This is a genomic window from Sphingomonas sp. PP-CE-3A-406 (assembly GCF_003688625.1).
Classification (GTDB): domain Bacteria; phylum Pseudomonadota; class Alphaproteobacteria; order Sphingomonadales; family Sphingomonadaceae; genus Sphingomonas.
Map to the genome: position 1 here is coordinate 468,752 of NZ_RCWY01000001.1, position 24,442 is coordinate 493,193.

Sequence of the window (24,442 nt, forward strand, 5' to 3'; positions counted from 1 at the left end):
CGACGCCGTTATGCGCCGAGATGTGGCGCGAAGGCGGCGAGTACCTGTTCGTAGAGCGCCTTCTTGAACGGCACGATCAACCGCGGCAGGTCGGCGGGATCGCTCCAGCGCCATGCACGGAATTCCTCGTGGTCGGTGGCGATGTTCACGTCGGCGTCGATGCCGAGGAAGCGGTACAGGAACCAGCGCTGCGTCTGGCCGCGCCATTTGCCTTTCCAGACTTTCCCGAGCAGTTCGGGGGGAAGGTCGTAGATGAACTCGCCGGGGGCTTCGGCGATCAGTTCGACCTTGTCGGGCATGACGCCGGTCTCCTCGCCGAGTTCGCGCAACGCGGCGGCTTCGGCGTCCTCGCCCGGATCGATCCCGCCCTGCGGCATCTGCCACGCCTCCAGCGGCGAATCGTTGCGCTGGCCGACGAAGATCTTGCCGTCCGCGTTCACGAGCATGATGCCGGCGCAGGGACGGTAGGGCAGGGTCGAAACGTCGGTCAAAAATAGTCTCCGCAACGCAGGTGCTTGGGGCTCGGGCAACTTGGGGGTCGGCAGGCGCGCTCCTACCTACGGAGCATGATCCATGTCGTCCACCATCCCGACTATGTCACGCCAGCGCCAGCGCGCTCGACCTATCGCTGGAACAAGAACGGACTGATCCGCGACCTGCTGCTCGAAAAGGGAGATGCTGTCGCATGGCACCGCGCCGAGACGACGCCGACCGCGTGGCTGGAAGCGGTGCATGACGAAGACTACGTCGCTGAGGTGCTCCGGGCGGACGTGCCTAAGGATAAGGAGCGGCGGATCGGGTTTCCGGTGACGGCGGCGGTGGCGTCGCGTGCGGCGATCGTGCCGCACGGGACCTGGCTTGCGGCATGTCTCGCGCTGGAACACGGGTTTGCGGCGAATACGGCGGGCGGAAGCCATCATGCGCTGGCGAACACCGGCGCGGGGTTCTGCGTGTTCAACGATCTCGCGGTGGCGGCGGCGCGGCTGATCGACGAGGGGCGGGTGGCGCGCGTGCTTGTGGTCGATTGCGACGTGCATCAGGGCGACGGGACCGCGGCGCTGCTGGCTGGGCGCCCGGAGATCGCGACCTTCTCGATCCACGCGGAGAAGAACTTTCCGGTGCGGAAGGCGCGTTCGACGGTCGACGTGCCGTTGGCGGACAAGGTCGCCGACGAGGCGTATCTGGCGACGCTGGAGGCGACCCTGGTGCCGTTGCTTGACGAGTTCCGGCCGGAGCTGATCCTGTATCAGGCTGGGGTAGATCCGTTCGAGGGCGATCGGCTCGGGCGATTGGCGCTGACCTTGGAGGGTCTGGCTAGGCGGGAACGGCTTGTCGCTAGCCTTGCGATTGCGCGCGGCGTGCCGCTCGCGAGCACCGTAGGCGGTGGTTACGGCGAGGATGCGCTCGCGATCGCCGAGCGGCACGTGGCGGCGATCACGACACTGGGGGAAACTTTCGCAGCGGCGTGATGCTGGATCGCGGCTTGCTGCGTTGAGGATGCGATGACGACTCCCACGCTTCTCTGGCTGCGCCAGGACCTCCGCCTTCACGATCACCCCGCGCTGATCGCCGCCACGCATGCCGGGCCGGTGATCCCGGTCTACGTGCTCGACGACGACGCGCCGGGGAAATGGACAATGGGCGGCGCACAGCGGTGGTGGCTGCACCACACGCTCGACTCGTTTGCCAAGTCGCTGGCGGACAAGGGATCGAAGCTGATCTTGCGACGCGGCGATGCGGTCGAGGTGCTGACGGCATTGATGAAGGAAACCGGTGCCGAGCAGGTGCATGCGATCCGGCATTACGAGCCGTGGTGGCGGAAGGCCGAGGCGGCGCTTGACGATCGGCTGTGCCTGCATGACGGCAACCATCTTGCCCGCGTCGAGGATGTTAAGACGGGGTCGGGCGGGCAGTTCAAGGTATATTCGTCGTTCTGGAAGGCGTTGAACCAGATGATGCCGCCCGGCGACCCCGAGCTTGCGCCGCGAACGATCCCGGCGCCGTCGAAATGGCCGAAGAGCGAGACGCTGTCGGAGTGGGACCTGCTGCCGACAAAGCCGGACTGGTCGACCGGGTTCGGCGACTGGACGCCGGGCGAGGCTCAGGCGCTGAAGAACGCGAAGGCGATGGCGCCGATCGTCGAGGCGTATGACGTCGATCGCAACATGCCGTCGATCGAGGGCACCTCACGCCTGTCGCCGCATCTGCATTTCGGCGAGATCTCGCCGCGTGCGGTGTGGCATGCAGTCGACGGGCACGGCGATGCGACGACGTTCCGCAAGGAACTGGCGTGGCGGGACTTCACCGATGGCGTCGTGCTGACGATGCCGGACTACGGCGACACGAACGGGCGACCAAAGTTCGACAAGCTCCCTTGGCGATCGGGTAAGGACGCCGAGGCGGACCTGAAGGCGTGGCAGGAGGGCAAGACCGGCTATCCGATCGTCGATGCCGGGATGCGTCAGCTCTGGGCGACCGGCTGGATGCACAACCGCGTGCGGATGATCACGGCGAGCTTCCTGGTGAAGCATCTGCTGATCGACTGGCGCGAGGGCGAGCGGTGGTTCTGGGACTGCTTGGTCGATGCGGACTACGGGAATAATTCGGTGAACTGGCAATGGGTCTCGGGGACCGGCGTGGATTCGAACATGTTCGGGCGGATCATGGCGCCGCTGACGCAGTCGGAGAAGTTCGATGCGGGGGACTATATTCGCGAATGGGTGCCGGAACTGGCGAAGGTGACCGGCGACGCGATCCATGATCCGGAGGAGTCCGGGTGTCGGCCTAAGGCGTATCCGGCAAAGATCGTCGGCCACCGCGAAGGGCGGGAGCGGGCGCTCGAGGCTGGGCGGCACGCGCGATAAGCGGGAACCGCATCCGCAGTTTTCTCGCTGTCATGCCGGACTTGTTCCGGCATCCACGGTGCCGCGATCTCAAGGACGTATGATGTGCGGATCGGTGGACCCCGGAACAAGTCCGGGGTGACGGAGCAGTTGGGGCTGGTCGGATGCCTAACAGCCCACCGCAGCGAGCAGGCGTGATTTGCCGCCGCCTCTTTCCTAGCCGCGGCTCCTGTTGCATGGAGCGCCGCGATGACTGCCGTTCCCGCTTTCGATGATGTGCCCACCGCGCAAGGTTCCACGGTTGCGCGCCTCGTCGCGCCGGTGTTTCACCGTCTGCTCGACCGGATCGACGCGGGGCTTGAGAGCGGCGGCATAGACGCGCACTTGCCCGACGGCACGCGGCGGCTGATCGGCGGTCGGGCTCCGGGGCCTTTGCCCGTCGTGACGTTACACCGTTGGCGCGCGCTGGTGCGGTTGGCGACCGCGGGGTCGGTCGGCTGGTACGAAGGCTGGGCGGCAGGCGACTGGTCGAGCCCCGATCCCGTCCCGCTATTCGACCTGTTCATGCGCAACCGCCGCTCGCTCGGGGGCGCAGCACGGTCGGGCGGCGTGGTGCGGCTGGCGGCGCGGGCGTGGCACCGGATGCGGCGCAACGACCCGACCGGATCGCGCAAGAACATCGCCGCGCATTACGACCTCGGCAACGATTTCTACGAGACGTGGCTCGATCCCAGCCTGACCTATTCGAGCGCGATCTTTGCCGAGCCGGTCGACGATGCCGAACCGCATGAGGCGGCGCAGGCGACCAAGCTGCGCGCGATCCTCGACCGGACCGGGGCGCGGGCGGGCGATACGATTCTCGAGATCGGCTGCGGTTGGGGATCGTTCGCCGAGATGGCAGCGCGCGCGGGGATCGGCGTGCATGCGCTGACGCTGTCGATTGAGCAGAAGCGACAGGTCGACGAGCGGATCGCGGCGGCACGGCTCGACGGGGTGCAAGTGGCGCTGACCGACTACCGCGACGTCACCGGGACCTATGATGCGGTGGCGAGTATCGAGATGGTCGAGGCGGTCGGCGAGGAATATTGGCCGGTGTATCTCGACGCGATCGCCCGCGCGTTGAAGCCGGGCGGGCGTGCGGCGTTGCAGTATATCTCGATCGACGATGCGATCTTCGATTCCTATTCGCGGAGTGTCGACTTCATCCAGCGCTACGTATTTCCGGGCGGGATGCTATTGTCGGAGCCGCGATTTCGCGCGCTGGCCGAAGCGCGGGGGCTGGCGTGGGAGGATCGGCGCGGGTTCGGACTGCACTATGCCGAGACGTTGCGGCGGTGGCGCGTTGCGTTCGACGCGGCGGTCGCGGAGGGGCGGTTGCCGGAGCGGTTCGATGCGCGGTTCGTGGCGTTGTGGCGCTACTATCTGATGTATTGCGAGGGCGGGTTTCTCGGCGGCGGGATCGATGTCGCGCAGGTTACGCTGGTGAAGCGCTAACGCTGTCCTGCGAATGCAGGAGCCCAGGGTAACGGGCGGTGGCGATTGTGATCCTGGGCTCCTGCGTTCGCAGGAGAACGGTTAGCCGACCCGCTCGAAGTGACCAGCTTCGAAGCCTTCGATCGCCAGCGCGACGATGCGGTCGGCCACGACAGTCGGTTCCTTGACCGAGTTCGGATCCTCGCCCGGATAGGCGCGCGCACGCATCTTGGTCCGCGTCGCGCCGGGATCGACGATCGCGGTGCGGATCGCGCTGATCTCCGCCATCTCGTCACCGTATGCGCCCAGCAACGTCTCGAACGCAGCCTTCGACGCGCCGTAGAGGCCCCAGTACGCGCGAGGTTTGCGGCCGACGCTGGAGGTCACGCCGATCACACGCGCCGACTTCGCCTTCTTCAGCATCGAATCGAACGCCGCGATCAACGCGGCCTGTGCGCTGACGTTGAGCGTCAGAACCTGCGCCATTTCCTTGGGATCAATCGCCGGCACCGACGACAGCGAGCCCAGCATGCCGGCGTTAAGCACCAGAATATCGAGCGCATCCCAACGGTCGCCAATTGCGGTCGCCAACCGAGCAATGGCTTCGCTCTCGGCAAGATCGAGAGGCGCGATCGTCGCTGAACCACCCGCGGCATGGATCGTCGCCTCGACTTCTTCGAGACCACCCGGCGTACGCGCCGTCAGGACGACATGCGCGCCCTTTGCCGCCAGCGCGATCGCGGTCGCGGCGCCGATACCGCGGCTTGCACCGGTGACCAGCGCCAGCCGGCCTTCGAGAGGCTTGTCCGTCATATACGCTCCGCGAGTATCAGATGACGCGTTCGGCGAGCATCGCGAACTGGTCGACTTCCGAGCCTTCGTCATGGTCGGTCAGCGTCGTCGGGTAATCGCCGGTGAAGCACGCATCGCAATATTTCGGGCGGACGTCCGCGCGCTTCGCCTCGCCGAGCGCCTTGTAGAGCCCGTCGATCGAGATGAAGTTCAGGCTGTCGGCATGGATGAACCCGGTCATCCCGCCGAGATCGAGCTTGGCAGCGAGCAGCTTCTCGCGCTCGGGCGTGTCGACGCCATAGAAGCAGGAATGCCGCGTCGGTGGGCTGGCGATCCGCATGTGCACTTCGGCGGCGCCGGCTTCGCGCATCATCTCGACGATCTTGAGCGAGGTCGTGCCGCGGACGATCGAATCGTCGACGAGGATGACCCGCTTGCCCTTGATGAGCGCGCGGTTGGCGTTGTGCTTGAGCTTCACGCCGAGATGGCGGACCTTGTCGCCCGGCGAGATGAAGGTGCGGCCGACATAGTGCGAGCGGATGATGCCGAGCTCGAACGGGATGCCCGACTGCTGGGCATAGCCGATCGCCGCCGGCGTGCCCGAATCGGGGACCGGAATGACGAGGTCGGCATCGACCGGTGATTCGATCGCGAGCTGCGCGCCGATTGCCTTCCGGACCGAATAGATCGAGTGATCGTCGACGATCGAATCGGGGCGCGAGAAATACACCCATTCGAAGATGCACGGCCGCGCCGCCATCGGCGCGAACGGGCGGATCGAGCGAATCTCCGAACCCTGGACGATGACCAGCTCGCCCGGCTCGATCGCGCGGACAAAGGTGGCGCCGACGACGTCGAGCGCGACCGTCTCCGAGGCGAAGATCACCGCATCGCCGAGCTTGCCCATGACGAGCGGCCGGATGCCGAGCGGATCGCGGCAGGCGATCATGCCTTCCGGCGTCATCACGATCAGCGAATAGGCGCCTTCGATCTGCTTCAGCGCGTCGATGAAGCGATCAAGCAGCGTGCGGTAATTGGACGTCGCGACGAGGTGGATGATCGTCTCGGTATCGCTGGTGGACTGGAAGATCGAACCGCGGCGAACGAGCTCGCGCCGCAACCGCATCGCGTTCGAGATGTTGCCGTTATGCGCGATCGCGAATCCACCGGTCGACAACTCGGCATAGAGCGGCTGGACGTTGCGCAAGGCCGTCTCGCCGGTCGTCGAATAGCGGACATGCCCGCACGCCACCGTGCCCGGCAGCGACCGGATCACGTCGTCGCGGTCGAAGTTCCCGGCGACATGGCCCATCGCGCGATGCGTATGGAAATGCGCGCCGTCGAAGGTCGTGATGCCGGCGGCCTCCTGGCCGCGGTGCTGCAACGCGTGCAGCCCCAAGGCTACGAGCGCGGCTGCGCCATCGGTGGCCGAAACGCCAAACACCCCGCATTCTTCGCGGAGTTTGTCGTCATCATAAGGGTTTGTCGTCAGCATGCCGGTTCTCACGTCGTGCGGAAGCTGCCCTATACGAGCGGATCGCCGGCTTGTCGCCTGTTTGTAATAACATTGCGCGTCGCTGGTCGCATCGGGCTGGGTTTCGAGTATATCCGGAGCATGACACACAGCCGCGACACGGGTCTCACGCTCGATCCGAAATTCGATTCCGCTGGGCTCCTGACCGCGGTCGTCACCGATCGCGTATCGGGCGACGTGCTGATGGTCGCGCATATGAACGCCGAGGCGCTAGCGGAAACGCAGGCGACCGGCGAGGCGCATTTCTGGTCGCGGAGCCGGGAGAAGCTCTGGAAGAAAGGCGAAACGTCGGGGAACGTGCTGCGTGTCGCCGAGCTGCGGATCGATTGCGACCAGGATGCGGTGTGGGTGATCGTCGATGCCGCAGGGCCGGCGTGCCATACCGGCGAGCGCACCTGCTTCTTCCGGCGGATTGAAGGGGGCAGACTGGTGCCGGCCGAATGAAGCGCGTGCTGCTGCTCGCGCTCATGCTCGGCGGGTGTGGGCGGGCGCCGGCGACTGCTGTGGCGGACAGCGCGGGGGCTCGGCTCGAGGCTGCGGCCGAGACGGCGGGGATCGTGCCCGACCCGAACGCCCCGCTGCAAGGATCATGGGCACGAGATACGGACCGCGTTTGCGTCGTCGGCACCGATAAGACCGCACGGATCGGCGTCAGCGTCGACTATGGCGAGGATCAGGCGTGCGCCGGATCAGGGACCGTGGAGCGGTCGGGCGATGCACTGAAACTTGCGCTCGGCGCCTGCAAGTTCGATGCGCGCTTCGACGGTGATCGGATCGTTTTCCCCGCCGAAGTACCCGAAGCCTGCGAGTCCCTCTGCACCGGCCGCGCCTCGCTCGCGGCACTGGCCGTCGACCGGCTCAGCGAATCGCGATCGGAAGCCGCGACGCTACGGTCGACGAAGGGAAAGTTGCTTTGCGGCAATTGACGTTGACGTAAACGAGAGTTATTTCTCCGGGGATGGCGACACAAGCATCCCCTCGATTGCAGGCGACCCCGCAATCCTACGCGGTGATCGAGCCGCGGCATGATCGCGAAAGCTTCACGATTTCCGACCTATCGTCCGAGTTCGACGTGACCGCGCGAGCGCTGCGGTTCTACGAGGACGAGGGCCTGATCGCGCCCGAGCGGCGCGGGACGCAACGTATCTATTCGCACCGCGACCGGGCGCGTCTCGCCTGGATCCTGCGCGGCAAGCGCGTCGGGTTCAGCCTCGGCGAAATCCGCGAGATGATCGATCTTTACGATCTCGGCGACGGCCGTCGTGCGCAGCGCCAGGTCGTGATCGAGCGCAGCCAGGCGCGGATCGCGCTGCTGACCGCGCAGAAGCGCGACATCGATCTCGCCATCGACGAACTCACCAGTTTCGTGGCCCTCCTCGAAGTGAGCCGCGCCCAGGACAACCAAGGATAAACCATGCCCCAGTATACGCCCCCCGTCCGCGACACGCGTTTCGTCCTCGAGCATGTCGTCGGCCTCGATCGCTACAATAACCTCCCCGGCTTCGATGCAGCCTCGCCCGACGTCGTCGATGCGGTGCTAGAAGAAGGCGGCAAGTTCGTTGCCGAAGTCCTGTTTCCGCTGAACCTGTCGGGCGACCAGCAGGGCTGCACGCGGCACGAGGACGGCTCGGTGACGACGCCGGACGGCTTCAAGGAAGCGTATAAGCAGTATGTCGAGAGCGGCTGGGCGACGCTCGGCAACCAGCCCGAATATGGCGGGCAGGGGATGCCGCACGTCGTCTCGACCGCGTTCCAGGAATACATGATCTCGTCGAACATGGCGTTCGCGATGTACCCCGGGCTCACGCACGGCGCGATCGCCGCGCTGATCGCCAAGGGGTCGGACGCGCAGAAGGCGATGTACGTGCCGAAGATGGTGTCGGGCGAATGGGGCGGGACGATGAACCTGACCGAGCCGCAGTGCGGCACCGATCTCGGTCTGATCCGCACCAAGGCCGAGCCGCAGGCGGATGGATCGTACGCGATCACCGGCACGAAGATCTTCATCTCGAGCGGCGAGCATGACCTGACCGAGAACATCATCCATCTCGTGCTGGCGAAGACGCCGGGCGCGCCGGACAGCTCGAAGGGCATCTCGCTGTTCGTCGTGCCGAAGTTCCTCGTCGAGGAAGACGGTTCGCTCGGCTCGCGCAATGGCGTCACCTGCGGGTCGATCGAGCACAAGATGGGCATCCACGCGAATTCGACCTGCGTGATGAACTATGATTCGGCGACCGGCTGGCTCGTCGGCGAGGAGATGAAAGGCCTCGCGGCGATGTTCATCATGATGAACGCTGCGCGTCTCGGCGTCGGTCTCCAGGGTCTCGGCGTGGCCGAAGTCGCGTACCAGAATGCCGTCCAGTACGCGCAGGATCGCCGCCAGGGTCGCGCGCTGACCGGACCGAAGGAGCCGCAGGAGAAGGCCGACACGCTGTTCGTCCATCCCGACATCCGCCGCATGCTGATGGAAGGCAAGTCGCTGACCGAGGGCCTGCGTGCGCTGATCCTGTGGACCGCGCTGCAGGCCGATCTCGAGCACCATGCCGAGACCGAGGAAGAGCGCCAGCTGGCCGGCGACATCATCAGCCTGCTGACCCCGGTCATCAAGGGCTATGGCACCGACATGGGCTATGCGATCGCGACCAACGCACAGCAGGTGTACGGCGGCCACGGCTACATCGCTGAATGGGGCATGGAGCAGTATGTCCGCGATGCGCGGATCGCGATGATCTACGAGGGCACCAACGGCGTCCAGGCGATGGACCTGGTCGGGCGCAAGCTCGCGCAGAATGGCGGGCGCGGAATCCAGGCGTTCTTCAAGCTGGTCGCGGACGACGTCGCCGCGGCGAAGGGCGATCCGGCAACGGCGACGTTTGCCGAGGCGCTGGAGAAGGCGAACGGCCAGCTTCAGGCGGCGACGATGTGGTTCATGGCGAACGGCATGAAGAATCCCGAGAACGTCGGCGCGGGCGCGGTGAGCTACATGCACCTGATGGGAATCGTCGCGGTCGGCACGATGTGGCTGCGGATGGCGGTCGCTGCGACCAAGCTGAAGGCATCGGGTGAGGGCGAGACCGCGTTCCTCGACGCCAAGCTGCTGACGGCGCGTTTCTATGCCGAGCGGATCCTGCCGGATGCGGGCGCGCTGCGTCGGAAGATCGAGGGTGGCGCGGAGTCGCTGATGGCACTGCCGCCCGAGATGTTCATGGCCGCCTGATCGGCGTGATCGGCCTGGGCTCGCGGATGCGGCCCAGGGATGAAACGAAAACGGCCTGCCACCCTTAGCGGTGAGCAGGCCGTATTCGTATCGGTCGCAGCGCAGACAGCGCTACGATCACCCGGTAAGCCGCCATGCCGCGGCTGCCGGCTTATTCCAGATCGTTCTCGTCAACGACGACGGTGGTTGCCGACGGCTTGCGCTCGATCGCGGCGAGGCAGGCGTCGATGATGTCGTCGTTGAAGCGGTTGAACAGCTCGATGCCGTCGTCCTCGGGCTCGTCGCCGCTGAGTTCCTTGAGGACCGCGTATTTCACTGCGAACTCATACTCGTCGCCGTCGAACTCGCCGGTAAATTCGATCTGCTTCTCGACGTCGTTGTCGACGACGCTCGACTGGTCGATTTCGAGACTGTTTGCCATGCTGGAACTCCTTGGATTCACGCGTCTACTGCCTGCCCTCGGGCAACAGCGCAAGCCGTCGTCTGCCATCGCGAACGTCGATGACCGATCGCAATCGATGTCACCGCCTTCGGCTGGATGCGAAGGCGTTCAGATCGAGAGATCGCGGCGCCTGATCTCGCCCAACACCGCCTCGGCAACCGGGTTGCCGATGTCGCCACCCGACTGCCGATACGCGTCGAGCAAGTCTGCATCCGACGCGCCGTGCAACAAGGCGTCGGTTTCGGCCATGAAAGTGGCGGCTTCCTGCGCCGCCATCTCGGCCGCATCGTCGCTCGACACCGTTGGCGCGGTACCCGGATCGGGCGCGTGCGCCATCGCGGCGTCCTGCTTGAAGACGTCGAAAGCCTCGGCGGCTTCGTTACGCTCCACGATGGCGATCTCAAGACGAGTGAACAGGTCGAGCGGCGATGCAGTATTTTCCATGCGACCAGCTTATCCGCACTTCGCGGGTCCGAGTAAATGGTGTGCGAGCTCCCTATCCCGCGCGGACGACCGAAAGAGAGACCACCGCATCCAACGCGCGCGCGCGTCCGTAGCTATGGAGCCTGAGGAGGATCGTCATGGGACATGAATGCTGGCTTCCGGAAGCCGATCGGCAGCTTGTTCAACAATATAAGTCGGGTGTCGACGTCGCCGAGATAGCCGAGTCCTTCGGCAGGACGGTCAGCGCGGTGCGCACGCGGGTGGGGACGCTTGGCTTGCAGAGGCGCAAAACGACGAAGGGTTGAACCTTCGAGACGCTTATTCGAGCGCGATCCTTTTTGCGCGATCGGCCACATGGGGAGCGATCGCCAATGCCGCGGCCTTGTTGCTTGCGGCCTCGCTTGCTCTGCCGGCCTTCGCAGCGGCCACGCCGCGCGAATAGAGCGACCAGGCGTTGCGGGGGTTGATCTTCAACGCGGCGTCATAGTCCGCGAGCGCGGCGTCGAACTCGCCGCGACGAAGTCGGACGAGCCCCCGGCTGTCCAGATACGCCGCATTGCCGGGAATCAGCTTCAGCGCGGCGTTGCAGTCCGACAGCGCCTTGTCGAGTTCGCGATTAAGCTGGCCACGCGCCCAACACCGTCCGTTCAACGCCGTCGATCGCGCGGCGTCCTCGGGATGTGCTCGAAGCCACTGATCGTAATTCACCAGCGCGGCCGCCGGCATCTCGATCCGGTCATACAGTCCCCCGAGTGCCAGCCGACGATCGGAGGAGGGCGCGAGCGACGCATCCGCCGCCTTGATATCCGCGGTCGCGCCATCGCGATCGCCACCACTCAACCGCAGTCCGGCACGGGCAATACGCGCATCTCCATCGCCCGGCGCGAGCGTGATGGCGTGATCGAGGTCCGACAAGGCTGGCAGCATCTGCCGATTGGCGAGACGGGCCATCGCACGTTGTTGATAATAGCGGGCTTCGTTCGGTGCCATCGCGACCGCCTTGTCGAAGTCGGCGAGCGCCTCGGTGAGCTTCCGGTTCGACGCGAGGACCGCGCCGCGCCGACTGTAACCGGCGGCATCGGTTGGGTCGGCCCCCTTGTCGGTCAGATCAATCGCCTTGCCGTCGCCGCCGCGTGCCCCGGACGGCGACAGGCCGAACACGGGTCCGCCTTCATAGGTGAAGAACATCGTCCGGGTCGCATTCGAGACGAAGATCCGGTGCGTCAGGAAGAAGTCGGCGCCGATCAGCATGTCGGCATCGACCAGGGTCAGTTCGGCGATGCGGATCTTTGGTTTTCTGATGACTTCGCCACCGATATCGATCGTGTCGAACGGCGCGTACCACGAGCGCAGCTGGCGTGATCCGATCCCGCTGCTCATGCCATCGGCAACGACGTCCGGCGAGCTCGGGGTCACGCCCAGGCGCTTGGCCGCCGCCAAGGTCATGACCGACGATGGCGCCCCGGTATCGAACACCGCGCGAACTGCGTGGCCGTTGATGAGGACGGTGCCGATGGTGTGCGGCTTGAACGGACCGGTCTCCGACCCGATGAGCTTCACCGTTGATACCGGCCTGTCGCCGGACCAGTAGGCGAGGTTCGCCTTGCCGCAGTCCTTCGCCACCATCAGCCGTACCATCCCGTGGGGCAGGTCGTATTCGACATCGCGCAGACCGAGGATGTTCTGTCCGAGCAAACCCGCCGTTCCGGTGTCGCTGCCACCGACGACGAACGAGATTTTGGGGACCGTCACGCCACCCAGTGTCAGGTTCTGGACCATGGCATATCCAGCGGATGCGTCGCCGTTGATGCCTTTCAACCGGAAATTGCCGGGAAGCGAATCGACTTTCAGTCCGAACTCCGTGGCGGTCGCACGCGCGATCATGCTGTAGAACGCACCGCTGTCGAGGATCATGCGCGCATCGCGTCCGCCGAATTGTGCGGTCACCATCGGCCGACGGCCTGCCATCGTCACCGGCAGTTCCAGCATCTTGCCGATCTGACATGCGGCGGATGCAGGGGCAGGGGCCAGAAGCACGAAAGCAGCAAACGCCAAGGTTTTGAATGCCATACACCGCCCCTGAAAGACACGCCTGCCGTCGGAATTGACCGATGGTGCGCGTGTCATCGCGCGACGACTTCGCAAATGCAATCGGCAGTTTCGCGTGTCTGAAAACGCAGCGACAGGATGAGATCGTTGGTTTTCGAGCCTGCAACGGGGCTTGATCGTCTCGGCTATGGCCGAAAGCGTCTCGGTACAGGATGTTCCGAAAACGATGGTCGGGGAGACAGGATTCGAACCTGCGACCCCCTGGTCCCAAACCAGGTGCGCTACCAGCCTGCGCCACTCCCCGACGGCGCTGCGGTTAGGCGTAGTCGGCGGGATGCGCAAGCGCGTTATGATCTTTGTGTGACACGCCGGTGGCGGATTGCGCAGGGATTGCACAGGCGGGGGGTCCGGGTGCGCGAGGCTGAACGTGTCGATCGCGCGACGATACGAGGTTCCGATCACGATCTCGCTGTGGCACAGCCGGCCAATGGGTGGCTCATCGACAGCAGCGGCGCGGATGCGCAGGATTTTCATCGGCGTTATCGCCATGATGGCGGGGAGCAGCCCCGTGATGGCGCAGGACGATGCCGGGTTCCAGGCGTATATGACGACGCTTCGCCAGCAGGCGCTGGCTGACGGCGTGAGCGCGCGGACCGCCGCCGCTGTGTTTCCTACGCTGACGCTCAACCAGCGGGTGATCGATCTCGACCGCCAGCAGCCGGGTGCCGCGAACCCCAGCGCGGTGCCGGCGTTTGCGCCCTACCGGATCCAGCATGTCGATGCGGCGCGGATCGCGCGCGGTCGCCAGAACTATCTCGCACAACGCTCGCGGTTGCAGCGGATCGAACAGACGACGGGGGTGCCCGAATCGATCATGGTCGCGATCTGGGGGCATGAGACGAATTACGGCAGCTATACCGGCGATTTCGATCTGCTGCGCTCGCTCGCCAGCCTCGCCTATGAGGGGCGGCGCCGGTCGCTGTTCGCAGGCGAGTTCATCGCCGGGCTCAAGATGCTCGATCGCGGCGTGACGCGCGACCAGTTGAAGGGGAGTTGGGCAGGTGCCACCGGCAATCCGCAGTTTCTACCATCGATCTATCTCCGGCTCGCCCGCGACGGCGATGGCGACGGGCGCGCGGACATCTGGAACAGCCCGGCGGATACGCTCGCCTCGATCGGCAATTACTTCGTCGACGCCGGATGGCGTGCAGGCCAGCCCTGGGGTGTCGCCGTGAACGTACCGGCCGGGTTCGACCGGTCGGAAGTCCGCAACCGGCTGGTCTCGCCGCGCTGCCCCCGCGTGTTCGAGCGGCATAGCGGCTGGCGGACGATCGCCGAATGGCGCGCGCTGGGTATCTCGCCGCAGGGGCGCAGTCTCCCCGCCGACAGCGTGATGGCAACGCTGCTCGAGCCGGACGGGCAGGGGGCGACCGCGTACCTGCTCACCAGTAACTACCGCGTGATACTCGATTACAATTGCTCGAATTTCTACGCGTTGTCCGTCGGACTGCTTGCCGACGCGGTCGAGCGCTAGGAATTTTGCGCGCAACGGATACGTGACGCGGTCGCCGGGCGCGGCTATGACCTGCATCACATCCTGCCCACGAACTGCCCCTTTTGCTCACGGAATACCCCATGAAGAAGCTGATCGTCGCACCGCTCGTCGCCATTGCGCTGGCGCACCCGTCCATCGCCGCCGCGCCGCAGTTCCAGACCGCGGCGCCGATCGCCTACATGGAGGACTTGTCGTCGGGTGCGGTGCTGTTCGAGCGGGACGCCAATCGCCGCATGCCGCCGGCGTCGCTCGCCAAGATGATGACCGTCTATGTCGCGTTCGACATGGTCAAGAAGGGCGAACTGAAGCTCGACCAGATGATGGCGGTCCGCCCCGAGACCTGGGCGAAATGGCATGGTCCCTCCGCGGGTTCGACGATGTTCCTGTCGTCGGGTGAGAACGTCAGCGTCGCCAATCTGCTGTACGGGATCGTCACGCTGTCGGGCAACGACGCGTGCATCGTGCTGGCCGAGGGTATCTCCGGGTCGGAGCAGGCGTTCACCGAGCGGATGAACCGTAAGGCCGCCGAACTGGGACTCAAGGACAGCCATTTCGGCACCGCGAACGGCTGGCCCGACAACGGCGTCACCTATGTCACCGCGCATGATCTCGCCAAGCTCGCCGCGGCGACGATCACCAACTACCCCGATCTCTACAAGCAATTCTATTCGAAGCGCGATTTCACCTGGGGCAAGACGATGGGCGGCAGCGCCATCACCCAGGCGAACCGCGACCCGATCCTCGGTCGCGTCGCCGGTGCCGATGGCCTGAAGACCGGCCACACGGAGGAAGCGGGCTATGGCTTCACCGGGTCCGCGATCCAGAACGGCCGCCGCTTGGTGATGGTCGTCGCCGGCCTGACCAGCGCCGGCCAGCGTGCGGAAGAGTCGGTCCGCTTCATGGAATGGGGCTTTCGCGCCTGGCAGTCGAAGCCGATCGTCGCGAAGGGCAAGAAGATCGAGACCGCCGCGGTCCAGCTCGGCGACGCATCGTCGGTCGGCCTCGTCGCTCCCAAGGCGCTGACGGTAACGCTGCCCGCCGGCACGTCGCCGACCATGACCGCCAAAGTGGTGTACGAAGGTCCGATCAAGGCGCCTATCAAGGCCGGTCAGCATATCGCCGATCTCGTCGTGACGACCTCCGACGGTCTCCAGCAGACGATGCCGCTGGTCGCCGAGAAGGATGTCGCGGTTGCGGGCTTCTTCGGTCGCGCATGGGCAGGGCTGACCGGCTTCTTCGGCTGATGACCCCGGCGCCGACGGCGTTGCCGGCATGACGCCGATCATCGGCAACACCGCCGCGCAGGCTGCCTTCATGGCGGCGATGCGCGGCGGTTCGCTGCATCACGCATGGCTGATCGCGGGACCGCAGGGCGTCGGCAAGGCGCGTTTCGCACGCGCCGCAGCCATGCGTATGCTGGCGGATGCGGCCGACCCGGATGGCGGCTCGACCGACTTTGCGGTTCCCGAGGGAAACAGGACGCGTTCGCTCATGGAGGCCGGGTCGCATCCCGACTTCCGCATGCTGGCGCGCCTGCCGAAGGACCCAGAGAAGCCCGACCAGGATCTCGCCCGCAGCATTACGATCGCGCAGGTCCGCACGCTGCAACCTTTGTTCGCGACCACGCCGTCGATGAGCCCCCGTCGCATGGTCGTGATCGATGCGATCGACGATCTGGAGCGGGGCGGGGCGAATGCGTTGCTCAAGAACCTCGAGGAACCGCCGGCGGGGACGATCTTCCTACTCGTCAGTCATGCGCCGGGCCGATTGCTCCCCACGATCCGCTCGCGCTGTCGTCTGCTGCGGTTCGAGGCGCTCTCGGACGGCGAGGTCGCGACCGCGATCCGGACGTTGCAGCCCGATGCGGACGAGAGCGAGGTCGCGGCGCTGGTCCGTGCCAGCGACGGCGCACCCGGTCGCGCGCTTCGGTATGCCGGGCTCGACATCGCTGCGATCGACGATGCCATCGCCGCGATCGCGCAGGACGGCGACCGCGATAACGGACGCCGGCTGAAGCTGGCCAAGGCACTCGGGCTCAAGGCCGCGCAACCCCGCTACGAGGCGTTCCTAGACCGTGCCCCCGCGTTCATCGCCGACGCCGCACGGACCCGGTCGGGGCCAGCGCTGCGATCCGCACTCGACGCACACGCCGCGGCGCGCGAACTGGCAGGCGCCGCGATCGGCCTGTCGCTCGATGCGCAGGCCACCGTGTTCGAGATGGCGGGGATCGTCGCGACATTGCGCCACTGATCCGCCCGCGCAGGCTTCACCTGCTCGGAGCGATGTTCTAGGAGCGCGGCATGGCCGACCCTTTCTATATCACCACCGCGATCCACTATCCCAATGGCCGTCCGCATATCGGCCATGCGTACGAGATGATCGCCGCCGATGCGATCGCGCGCTTCCAGCGCCAGGCGGGGCGTGACGTCCTGTTCCAGACCGGTACTGACGAACACGGTCTCAAGATGGTCCAGGCCGCGCGTGACCGCGACATGCCGGTGCGCGAACTTGCCAACGAAATGTCGTCGTATTTCCACGAGATGGCCGACCGTCTTGGCATCTCGTATGACCGTTTTATCCGCACCGTCGACGAGGATCATTACGCTGCGAGTGCCGCGATCTGGCAGGCGATGGCTGACGCAGGCGATCTGTATCTCGACCGCTACGAAGGCTGGTATTCGGTCCGCGATGAAGCGTTCTACGACGAGTCAGAGCTGACCGGGGAGGGCGATGATCGCCGCTCGCCGCAAGGCACGCCGGTCGAATGGACCGCGGAGGAGACCTGGTTCTTCCGCCTGTCGAAATATCAGCAGCCGTTGCTCGATCTCTTCGCCGCCAACCCCGATTTCATCCGCCCCGAAAGCCGTCGCAACGAAGTGATGCGCTTCGTCGAAGGTGGCCTGAAGGATCTGTCCGTCTCGCGGACCAGCTTCGACTGGGGCGTGCCGGTGCCGGGCAGCCCCGGCCACGTCATGTACGTGTGGGTCGATGCGCTCACCAATTACCTGACCGGGATCGGTTATCCCGACATGACCGGCGACAAGGCGAAATACTGGCCGGCAGATATCCATCTGATCGGCAAGGACATCGTCCGCTTCCACGCGGTCTATTGGCCCGCGTTCCTGCTGTCGGCGGGCATCCCGCTGCCCAAGAGCGTGTTCGGCCATGGCTTCCTGCTCACGCGCGGCGAGAAGATGTCGAAGTCGGTCGGCAACGTCGTCGATCCGATGGTGCTTGCGGATGCCTTCGGCGTCGATGCGCTGCGGTATTTCTTCCTTCGCGACGTGAGCTTCGGCCAGGACGGCAGCTACTCGCCCGAGGCGATCGTGACCCGAGTCAATGCCGAGCTGGCGAACAGCTTCGGCAACCTAGCGCAGCGGACATTGTCGTTCATCGCCAAGAACCTGGGCGGCGAATTTCCCACGGCTGGTACCGTCCAGGATGCCGACGGGATACTGATCGAGGAGGTCGTCGTTGCCTGTGCCGGGTTCAAGTCCGCCTTCACCGACCTCGCGCTGTCGCAAGGCATCGAGGCGTGGATGCGCGGCGTGTTCGCGTGCAACCAGTATATCGACTCGCAGGCACCCTGGGCGCTGCGCAAGACCGATCCCGAGCGGATGAACGCGGTTCTGCGTACGCTGGTCCGCGCGATCCGCATGCTCGCGATCGCGATCCTGCCGGTGGTTCCGGATTCCGCTGGGAAGGTGCTCGAGCAGATCGGCGCGACCGAGCGCGACCATGCCGCGATAGACGACGACGGCTGGTATGATCGTGTGGCCGCTTCCGACTTCCGGATCGCACCGCCGGCGCCCGTATTCCCGCGTCTCGAACTTCCTGCGGAGGCCTGATGCTCGCCGACAGCCATTGCCACCTGAACTACAAGGGCCTCGTCGAGGACCAGCAGGCGGTGCTCGCACGGGCTAGGGCGCGCGGCGTCACGGCGATGCTCAACATCTCGACGCGCGAAAGCGAATGGGACGATATCGTCGCGACCGCCGAGCGCGAGCCTGACGTCTGGGCAACGATCGGCATCCACCCGAACGAGGCTGACGTGTATCCCGATGTGGACGCCGCCAAGCTGATCGAGCGCGCACGGCATCCCCGCGTGGTAGGGCTCGGCGAAAGTGGCCTCGACTATTTCCGCGACACATCGGACCGCGCCCGCCAGCAGGCGAGCTTCCGCGCGCACATCGCCGCGTCGCGAGAGACTGGCCTGCCGATCGTCGTCCACACCCGCGACGCCGAGGACGATACTGCGGCGATCATGGCCGAGGAGATGCGGAAGGGGGCCTATCCCGGCGTCATCCACTGCTTCACCGCGAGTGGAGCTTTCGCCGACAAGGCGCTGGATATGGGGCTTTATATCTCGATCTCGGGGATCGTGACGTTCAAGAACGCGCGGGACCTTCAGGAGACCGCCGCACGCCTGCCGATCGAACGACTGCTGATCGAGACCGACGCGCCGTTCCTCGCGCCGGTGCCGCATCGGGGCAAGACCGGCGAACCTGGATTCGTTGCCGACACCGCGGCGTTTCTTGCCAACCTTCGCGGCGAAAATGTCGAGGAACTGTCGCGCCGTACGGCCGAGAACTTCCACACGCTGTTCGGCAAGACACGGGTGTCAGGGACAGCGGCATGAAGATCACGATCCTCGGCTCCGGCACATCCTCCGGCGTGCCGAGGATCGGCAACGACTGGGGCGAATGCGATCCGACCGAGCTGCGCAATCGCCGTACCCGCGCCTCTGCGTTAGTCGAGCATGACGGTACGCGGATCCTGATCGATACAAGTCCCGACATGCGCGAGCAGTTGCTGGCCGCCGATGTAGACCGGGTCGATGCGGTGATCTGGACGCACGATCACGCCGATCATTGCCACGGAATCGACGATCTCCGCCAACTTTTCCACGCAGTCGGAGAGCCCGTTCGCGGCTACGCCCGGCCGTTCACGCTGGCAGCGCTGGATGCGCGGTTTACCTATGCCTTTCACGGTCGCCCCGGCTATCCGCCGACGATCGCCGCCGAAGTCCTGCCTGATCGGTTGACGATCGCTGGGATCGATATTTCGGTGACCGACCAGCCGCACGGTAGTATCCATGCCGCCGGCCTGCGGTTCGAGGCAGCCGGAGTCTCGATCGGATACGCGACCGATTTCAACCTGATGACTGATGACATGGCGAGCCTGTATCAGGATCTGGACATCTGGGTGGTCGACGCGCTCCGCCGGCGACCGCATCCAACGCACATGGAACTTCCCGCCGTGCTTGCTTGGGTGGAGCGCCTGACGCCGAAGCGGACCGCGTTGATCCATATGGACAACACGATGGATTATGCGACGTTGCGTCATGAACTGCCGAGCGGCGTCGAGCCTGGCTATGACGGGCTGATCCTGACCGCATGACCGATGACCGCGCAGCCCAGTTTGCGCTGTATGCAGTCATGCTGATCCTGCCGCTGTCGGCCTTGGTCGCGCGCCGATTACCTTTGAAGCCGGTGCTGAAGATGGCTCTGGCCTGGGTCGCGATCTTCGCGGTTGGCCTGCTGATCGCGAGCCAGCGGGATCGGCTGTCTGGCTTGAAGACCATGTTTGCCGATCAGCAGGTGAGCGGAACCGAAACCCGGATTCATATGGCGGACGACGGGCATTTCTGGGCGGATGTCGATATCGACGGTGTCCGCCGCCGGATGCTGATCGATAGTGGTGCGACGACGACTGCCTTGTCGTCCGCTACGGCCAAGGCCGCCAGCCTGGATAGCGACGAAAGCCCATTTCCAGCGATCATCGAGACCGCCAACGGTACGGTGTCGGCGCGCACCGCGACCGCCAAAAGCGTAACGATCGGCACTGTCACCGCAACCAACCTCGGCATCGTCACGTCGCCGGCGTTCGGCGAGACCGACGTGATCGGCATGAACTTCTTGTCGAGGCTGGGATCGTGGCGGGTCGAGAATGCCACGCTCGTTCTTACGCCGAACAAGCAGTAGATCTTACATAATGTATATTATCGATCTAACATTATCTTTTAGATCGCGTGCTATCAATCGGAGTTCCTGATGATCGAACGGCTCGTTTCCATCATGGCGCGACTGCGTCATCCGGTCGAAGGTTGCGAATGGGATCGCGTTCAAACCTGGTCGACCATCGCGCCCTACACGATCGAGGAAGCCTATGAGGTCGCGGACGCGATCGGGCGCGATGACCCGGCGGACCTCAAGGACGAACTCGGCGACCTGTTGCTCCAAGTGGTGTTCCACAGCCGTATCGCCGAGGAGTCCGGCGCGTTCACCTTGGCTGATGTCGTCGCCGCTATCAGCGACAAGATGGAGCGTCGTCATCCTCACATATTCGGTGACGCAACCTCCTCGCCAGGTTGGGAAACGATCAAGGCCGCCGAGCGCGCGGAGAAGTCCGATCACAGCGCTCTCGCCGGCGTGGCGATTGGACTGCCCGCCTTGGCTCGCGCGGAAAAACTACAGAAGCGTGCCGCCCGTGTCGGGTTCGACTGGCCGAATGCGGCTGGGCCTCTTGCCAAGGTTGTCGAGGAAGTAGAAGAGGTTCGCGAGGCCGGCTCAGACACGGTAGAAGAGGAAATCGGCGACCTGCTGTTTGCCGTTGCCAACTGGGCGCGGCATCTGGGTGTCGATCCCGAAGCTGCGCTCAGGGCCGGCAACGCCAAGTTCGAAGCACGTTTCCGGGCAATAGAGGCCGATGGCGGCGACGCGTTCGCCGCCATGACACTCGATCAGAAGGAAGCGCTATGGCGGGCGGTCAAGCATCGCGGCGGCTGAATCGGTCGTAGTCGGTCTCGGACAGCCGGACATCGTAGGTCGTATCGAGCTCGTCGCTGACGCTGCCCAGCACTTCGCCGTGCGCATGCAGCCACGCCGCCCCCGCTCCGTCGCTAGCCTCGATCGTGATGCTATAGCGTCGATGGGCGCCGGTGAGCTTCGCCGCCACCTGCTCGATGAGGTGTTGGACCCCTTCCCCGCTCAGCGCCGAGATTGCCACGACATCGTCACGATGCGCTGCCTGCCCGGCGATCTCGTCATGCGTGTCGGCATCGAGAAGATCGAGCTTGTTCCATACTTCGAAGCGCGGCGTGTTTTCATCGACGCCGATCTCCGCGAGCACGGTCTCGACATCCACCCGTTGGGCTTCGGAATCAGGGTGTGCGATGTCGCGGATATGGACGAGCAGGTCGGCCGACACCACCTCCTCCAGCGTCGCCTTGAACGCCGCGACAAGCTGCGTCGGCAGGTCAGAGACGAACCCGACCGTGTCCGAGAGGATCGCCTTGTCGATGCCGGGTAGCTGGATCTGCCGCAGCGTCGGATCCAGCGTCGCGAACAGCAGGTCCTCCGCCATCACGTCGGCGCCGGTCAGTCGATTGAACAGCGTCGACTTGCCAGCATTGGTGTACCCGACCAAAGCGATGACCGGCCAGGGCGCGCGCTGACGGCGTTCGCGGTGCAGGCCACGCGTGCGACTGACCTGCTCCAGCTCGCGCTTGAGCCGCGCCATGCGGTCGCGGATCAGGCGACGGTCCGCCTCGATCTGCGTCTCGCCTGGGCCACCGAGGAATCCGAAGCCGCCCCGCTGACGCTCGAGATGCGTCCAACTGCGGACCAGACGCCCCGCCTGATAATCGAGATGCGCGAGTTCGACCTGCAACCGGCCTTCGGCGGTCGCCGCGCGCTCGCCGAAAATCTCCAGGATCAGTCCGGTCCGGTCGATGACCTTGGTTTCGAGCGCTTTTTCCAGATTGCGCTGCTGGATCGGAGTAAGGCTCGCATCGAACACGACGAGCCCAGCCTCCTCCATGCGCACCTGCGTGGCGAGCAGTTCGACCTGCCCGCTACCGATCAACGTCGCAGGTTTGGGCTGGCGCACACGATAGGCGATCCGCTCGACGACCTCGACGCCGATCGCCCCGGCAAGTCCGGCGGTCTCCTCCAGACGCGCATCGACGTCGCGCGATGCGTTGCCCTGGTCGGGCAGCACGACGATCGCCCGCGTACCGCGGGTGAACTCGTCCCGATCGCGTTCGAACCCGCTACTCAATCGTCACCGTCCGCGTCATCTTCGTCATCCGTGTCGGTGGGCTCTTCGGCGAGGTTCAGCGGGCGGGCCGGCTGAATAGTTGAGACCGCATGCTTGTAGACGAGCTGCGCCATGCCTTCGCGCTGGAGCAGCATGCAGAACAGATCGAAGCCCGCGATCTGGCCCTGCAACATGACGCCATTGATCAGGAACATCGTCACGCTGTCTTCGGATTTCCGCACGGCGTTGAGGAAAATATCCTGCAACAACGGATGCTTCTTCTGGCTCTCTCCCACCGCGTCGACGATTGCCGACACGTCCATGGGGCCAGCAGGCATGATCGTCGAGATCGCATGCTTGTAGATCAGCTGCGACTGGCCGTCGCGGCGGAGCAGAACGGAAAAATTATCGAACCATGTGACGATGCCTTGGAGCTTCACCCCCTTGACGAGGAACATGGTGACCGGCGTCTTGGAGCGCCGGAGTGCGTTCAGGAAGAGATCCTGAAGCGAGCCTGGTTTTTCGGCCAATGGGATAACCCTTTGTTTTTGGCGGGACTTTGCCCGCGAGGCGCTGTTTCCCAGCGTCGGAGATGCACCCGGTTACCGGGCGGCTTGTGTGATCTATGATCGATGCGGCCATAGTTCCAGAGGGCGGCGAAATTACGGCGCTCTATTGGTGGCGTGTTTCGGTGATCCCGAGCAGTTTCAGTTTCCGGTGCAAGGCCGATCGCTCCATGCCGATGAAGCTGGCCGTGCGCGAGATGTTGCCCGAAAACCGCCGGATCTGGACGCGCAGATACTCGCGTTCGAACGTCTCGCGCGCTTCCCGCAGCGGCGATCCCATGATCGCGGTCGATCCGGCCGATCCGATGTCGCCCTGATCGCCGAGTACTTCCGCCGGCAAAAGGTCGAGATCGATCCGGCCGATCCGATCGCCCGGCGCGAGGATGATCGTGCGCTCGACGACGTTGCGAAGCTGGCGGACGTTGCCGGGCCAGTCGTACGACTGCAACGCGACCATCGCGTCCGGCGCTATTTCCGGCGTCGGGACACGCCGCTCGGACGCGTAGTGCGCGATGAAATGCTGGACGAGCGCGGGGATGTCCTCGCGGCGGTCGGACAGCGGCGGGATCGTGACGGGCACGACGTTCAGCCGGTAATAGAGGTCTTCGCGGAAACGTCCCTCCCCGATCTCGAACACGAGGTCGCGCGCCGTAGCCGATACGACCCGGACGTCGACTTTCACCACCCGCGTTCCGCCGACCCGCGTGAAAGCCTGATCGGTAAGCGCCCGCAGGATACGCGCCTGGGTCGCAATCGGCATGTCGGCGATTTCGTCGAGGAACAGCGTCCCACCATGCGCCTGTTCGAACAGACCGGGGCGGACCAGATCGCCCGCTTCCTCGACGCCGAACAGCTCCTCGTCCATCCGCTCGGGCGTCATCCGCGCGGCGCTGACGATGATGAACGGCGCGTCGGTGCGCAGACTCCAGCCATGCAGCAGCCGCGCCGCCACTTCCTTGCCGACTCCCGCCGCCCCCATGATCAGGACGCGGCTACCGGTCGACGCCACGCGTTTCAAGGTCGCCCGGACGCCGTTGATCGAGCCCGAATTGCCGGTCAGATCGGTCTCGCGGCCGACCGTCGCACGCAACGACGCGACCTCGCGGCGGAGGCGTTCGGTCTCCGTCGCGCGCGCGACCATGATGAGCAGGCGTTCGGCCTCGAACGGCTTTTCGATGAAGTCGGAGGCGCCGCGGCGGATGGCGGCGACAGCGGTGTCTAGATTGCCGTGGCCGGAGATCACCAGGACCGGGATCGACGGGTCGCGGCGCTTGATCTCGTCGAGCAGTTCTAGCCCGTCCAGCCGCGATCCCTGCAGCCATACGTCGAGCAGCACGAGCGATGGACGACGTGCGGCGATCGCCTCCAGCGCCGAATCGCTGTCGCCAGCGTCGCGCGTCTCATAGCCTTCGTCCTCGAGCACGCCTGCCACGAGTTCGCGAATGTCACGTTCGTCGTCCACGACGAGAATATCGAGCGCCATCAAA

24 protein-coding genes and 1 tRNA gene are annotated in these 24,442 nt (G+C 65.1%); 15 read left to right on the plus strand and 10 right to left on the minus strand.

The genetic code is table 11. The features are described from left to right. Positions 1–8: 8 nt before the first annotated feature. Positions 9–491 (minus strand): RNA pyrophosphohydrolase, encoded by a 483-nt coding sequence (locus C8J44_RS01880; protein ID WP_121903143.1) that lies wholly within the window; start codon positions 489–491, stop codon positions 9–11. 75 nt (positions 492–566) lie between these two features. Here C8J44_RS01880 and C8J44_RS01885 point away from each other — a divergent pair, with 75 nt between their 5' ends. The 3 genes from C8J44_RS01885 (at position 567) to C8J44_RS01895 (ending at position 4,337) form a co-directional block, all read left to right on the plus strand. Continuing rightward, complete coding sequence (locus C8J44_RS01885; protein ID WP_121903144.1) at positions 567–1,469, plus strand: histone deacetylase; 903 nt, start codon at positions 567–569, stop codon at positions 1,467–1,469. A gap of 33 nt (positions 1,470–1,502) precedes the next feature. Then, positions 1,503–2,864 carry a deoxyribodipyrimidine photo-lyase gene (locus tag C8J44_RS01890; RefSeq protein ID WP_121903145.1) on the plus strand — a complete coding sequence of 454 codons (1,362 nt, stop codon included), beginning with the start codon at positions 1,503–1,505 and terminating at the stop codon, positions 2,862–2,864. A gap of 228 nt (positions 2,865–3,092) precedes the next feature. Continuing rightward, positions 3,093–4,337, plus strand: a complete 1,245-nt coding sequence (locus C8J44_RS01895) for a cyclopropane-fatty-acyl-phospholipid synthase family protein (protein ID WP_121903146.1) — start codon at positions 3,093–3,095, stop codon at positions 4,335–4,337. Positions 4,338–4,418: 81 nt separating this feature from the next. On the opposite strand, the gene C8J44_RS01900 is transcribed toward C8J44_RS01895, so the two are convergent. Both C8J44_RS01900 and purF read right to left on the minus strand, forming a co-directional pair. Beyond that, entirely contained in the window at positions 4,419–5,129 is a 711-nt protein-coding gene (locus C8J44_RS01900) for an SDR family NAD(P)-dependent oxidoreductase (protein ID WP_121903147.1), read from the minus strand. A 16-nt stretch (positions 5,130–5,145) separates the two neighbouring features. Then, positions 5,146–6,603 (minus strand): amidophosphoribosyltransferase, encoded by a 1,458-nt coding sequence (gene purF / locus C8J44_RS01905; protein ID WP_056058607.1) that lies wholly within the window; start codon positions 6,601–6,603, stop codon positions 5,146–5,148. 120 nt (positions 6,604–6,723) lie between these two features. Between purF and hisI the strand changes: the two genes are divergently transcribed. The 4 genes from hisI to C8J44_RS01925 are packed head-to-tail and all read left to right on the plus strand — an operon-like array spanning position 6,724 to position 9,859. Then, the gene (gene hisI, locus C8J44_RS01910) at positions 6,724–7,086 is read left to right on the plus strand and encodes a phosphoribosyl-AMP cyclohydrolase (protein ID WP_056058610.1); all 363 of its coding nucleotides are present in this window, start codon (positions 6,724–6,726) and stop codon (positions 7,084–7,086) included. Beyond that, complete coding sequence (locus C8J44_RS01915; RefSeq protein WP_121903148.1) at positions 7,083–7,568, plus strand: hypothetical protein; 486 nt, start codon at positions 7,083–7,085, stop codon at positions 7,566–7,568. The genes hisI and C8J44_RS01915 overlap by 4 nt, the downstream gene beginning before the upstream one ends. A 32-nt stretch (positions 7,569–7,600) precedes the next feature. Next, entirely contained in the window at positions 7,601–8,053 is a 453-nt protein-coding gene (locus C8J44_RS01920) for a MerR family DNA-binding transcriptional regulator (protein WP_121903149.1), read from the plus strand. 3 nt (positions 8,054–8,056) lie between these two features. Then, complete coding sequence (locus C8J44_RS01925; protein WP_121903150.1) at positions 8,057–9,859, plus strand: acyl-CoA dehydrogenase C-terminal domain-containing protein; 1,803 nt, start codon at positions 8,057–8,059, stop codon at positions 9,857–9,859. 151 nt (positions 9,860–10,010) lie between these two features. On the opposite strand, the gene C8J44_RS01930 is transcribed toward C8J44_RS01925, so the two are convergent. The 4 genes from C8J44_RS01930 to C8J44_RS01945 form a co-directional block, all read right to left on the minus strand. Next, positions 10,011–10,280: a DUF1488 family protein gene (locus C8J44_RS01930; RefSeq protein WP_056049042.1), complete on the minus strand. Its 270-nt coding sequence runs from the start codon at positions 10,278–10,280 to the stop codon at positions 10,011–10,013. 129 nt (positions 10,281–10,409) lie between these two features. Then, positions 10,410–10,745: a hypothetical protein gene (locus tag C8J44_RS01935; RefSeq protein WP_121903151.1), complete on the minus strand. Its 336-nt coding sequence runs from the start codon at positions 10,743–10,745 to the stop codon at positions 10,410–10,412. Between the two features lie 318 nt (positions 10,746–11,063). Next, a complete protein-coding gene (locus C8J44_RS01940; RefSeq protein WP_183128673.1) occupies positions 11,064–12,815 on the minus strand; it encodes an aspartyl protease family protein in 1,752 nt (583 codons plus the stop codon). Positions 12,816–13,021: 206 nt separating this feature from the next. Continuing rightward, positions 13,022–13,098: transfer RNA gene (locus C8J44_RS01945), tRNA-Pro, on the minus strand. Positions 13,099–13,311: 213 nt separating this feature from the next. Between C8J44_RS01945 and C8J44_RS01950 the strand changes: the two genes are divergently transcribed. From C8J44_RS01950 to mazG, 8 genes are all read left to right on the plus strand, one after another. Beyond that, positions 13,312–14,328, plus strand: coding sequence for a lytic transglycosylase domain-containing protein (locus C8J44_RS01950; RefSeq protein WP_259466665.1), 1,017 nt, complete (start codon positions 13,312–13,314; stop codon positions 14,326–14,328). Between the two features lie 101 nt (positions 14,329–14,429). Next, positions 14,430–15,593, plus strand: a complete 1,164-nt coding sequence (locus C8J44_RS01955) for a D-alanyl-D-alanine carboxypeptidase family protein (protein WP_121903153.1) — start codon at positions 14,430–14,432, stop codon at positions 15,591–15,593. Between the two features lie 28 nt (positions 15,594–15,621). After that, positions 15,622–16,599 (plus strand): AAA family ATPase, encoded by a 978-nt coding sequence (locus C8J44_RS01960; protein WP_121903154.1) that lies wholly within the window; start codon positions 15,622–15,624, stop codon positions 16,597–16,599. 50 nt (positions 16,600–16,649) lie between these two features. Continuing rightward, positions 16,650–18,197 (plus strand): methionine--tRNA ligase, encoded by a 1,548-nt coding sequence (gene metG / locus C8J44_RS01965; RefSeq protein WP_121903155.1) that lies wholly within the window; start codon positions 16,650–16,652, stop codon positions 18,195–18,197. Further along, positions 18,197–18,988, plus strand: a complete 792-nt coding sequence (locus C8J44_RS01970; RefSeq protein WP_121903156.1) for a TatD family hydrolase — start codon at positions 18,197–18,199, stop codon at positions 18,986–18,988. The genes metG and C8J44_RS01970 overlap by 1 nt, the downstream gene beginning before the upstream one ends. Next, entirely contained in the window at positions 18,985–19,749 is a 765-nt protein-coding gene (locus tag C8J44_RS01975; protein ID WP_121903157.1) for an MBL fold metallo-hydrolase, read from the plus strand. The genes C8J44_RS01970 and C8J44_RS01975 overlap by 4 nt, the downstream gene beginning before the upstream one ends. Further along, positions 19,746–20,333: a TIGR02281 family clan AA aspartic protease gene (locus C8J44_RS01980; RefSeq protein ID WP_121903158.1), complete on the plus strand. Its 588-nt coding sequence runs from the start codon at positions 19,746–19,748 to the stop codon at positions 20,331–20,333. The genes C8J44_RS01975 and C8J44_RS01980 overlap by 4 nt, the downstream gene beginning before the upstream one ends. A 69-nt stretch (positions 20,334–20,402) precedes the next feature. Beyond that, positions 20,403–21,137 (plus strand): nucleoside triphosphate pyrophosphohydrolase, encoded by a 735-nt coding sequence (gene mazG / locus C8J44_RS01985; protein ID WP_121903159.1) that lies wholly within the window; start codon positions 20,403–20,405, stop codon positions 21,135–21,137. Here mazG and hflX read toward each other — a convergent pair. The 3 genes from hflX to C8J44_RS02000 all read right to left on the minus strand — a co-directional run bounded on the left by hflX (position 21,118) and on the right by C8J44_RS02000 (position 24,438). Beyond that, positions 21,118–22,410: a GTPase HflX gene (hflX, locus tag C8J44_RS01990; RefSeq protein WP_121903160.1), complete on the minus strand. Its 1,293-nt coding sequence runs from the start codon at positions 22,408–22,410 to the stop codon at positions 21,118–21,120. The two genes, mazG and hflX, sit on opposite strands and share 20 nt — an antisense overlap. Beyond that, positions 22,407–22,973 (minus strand): RNA chaperone Hfq, encoded by a 567-nt coding sequence (hfq, locus tag C8J44_RS01995; protein WP_082444118.1) that lies wholly within the window; start codon positions 22,971–22,973, stop codon positions 22,407–22,409. The genes hflX and hfq overlap by 4 nt, the downstream gene beginning before the upstream one ends. A gap of 88 nt (positions 22,974–23,061) precedes the next feature. Then, entirely contained in the window at positions 23,062–24,438 is a 1,377-nt protein-coding gene (locus tag C8J44_RS02000; RefSeq protein WP_121903161.1) for a sigma-54 dependent transcriptional regulator, read from the minus strand. Positions 24,439–24,442: the final 4 nt, after the last annotated feature.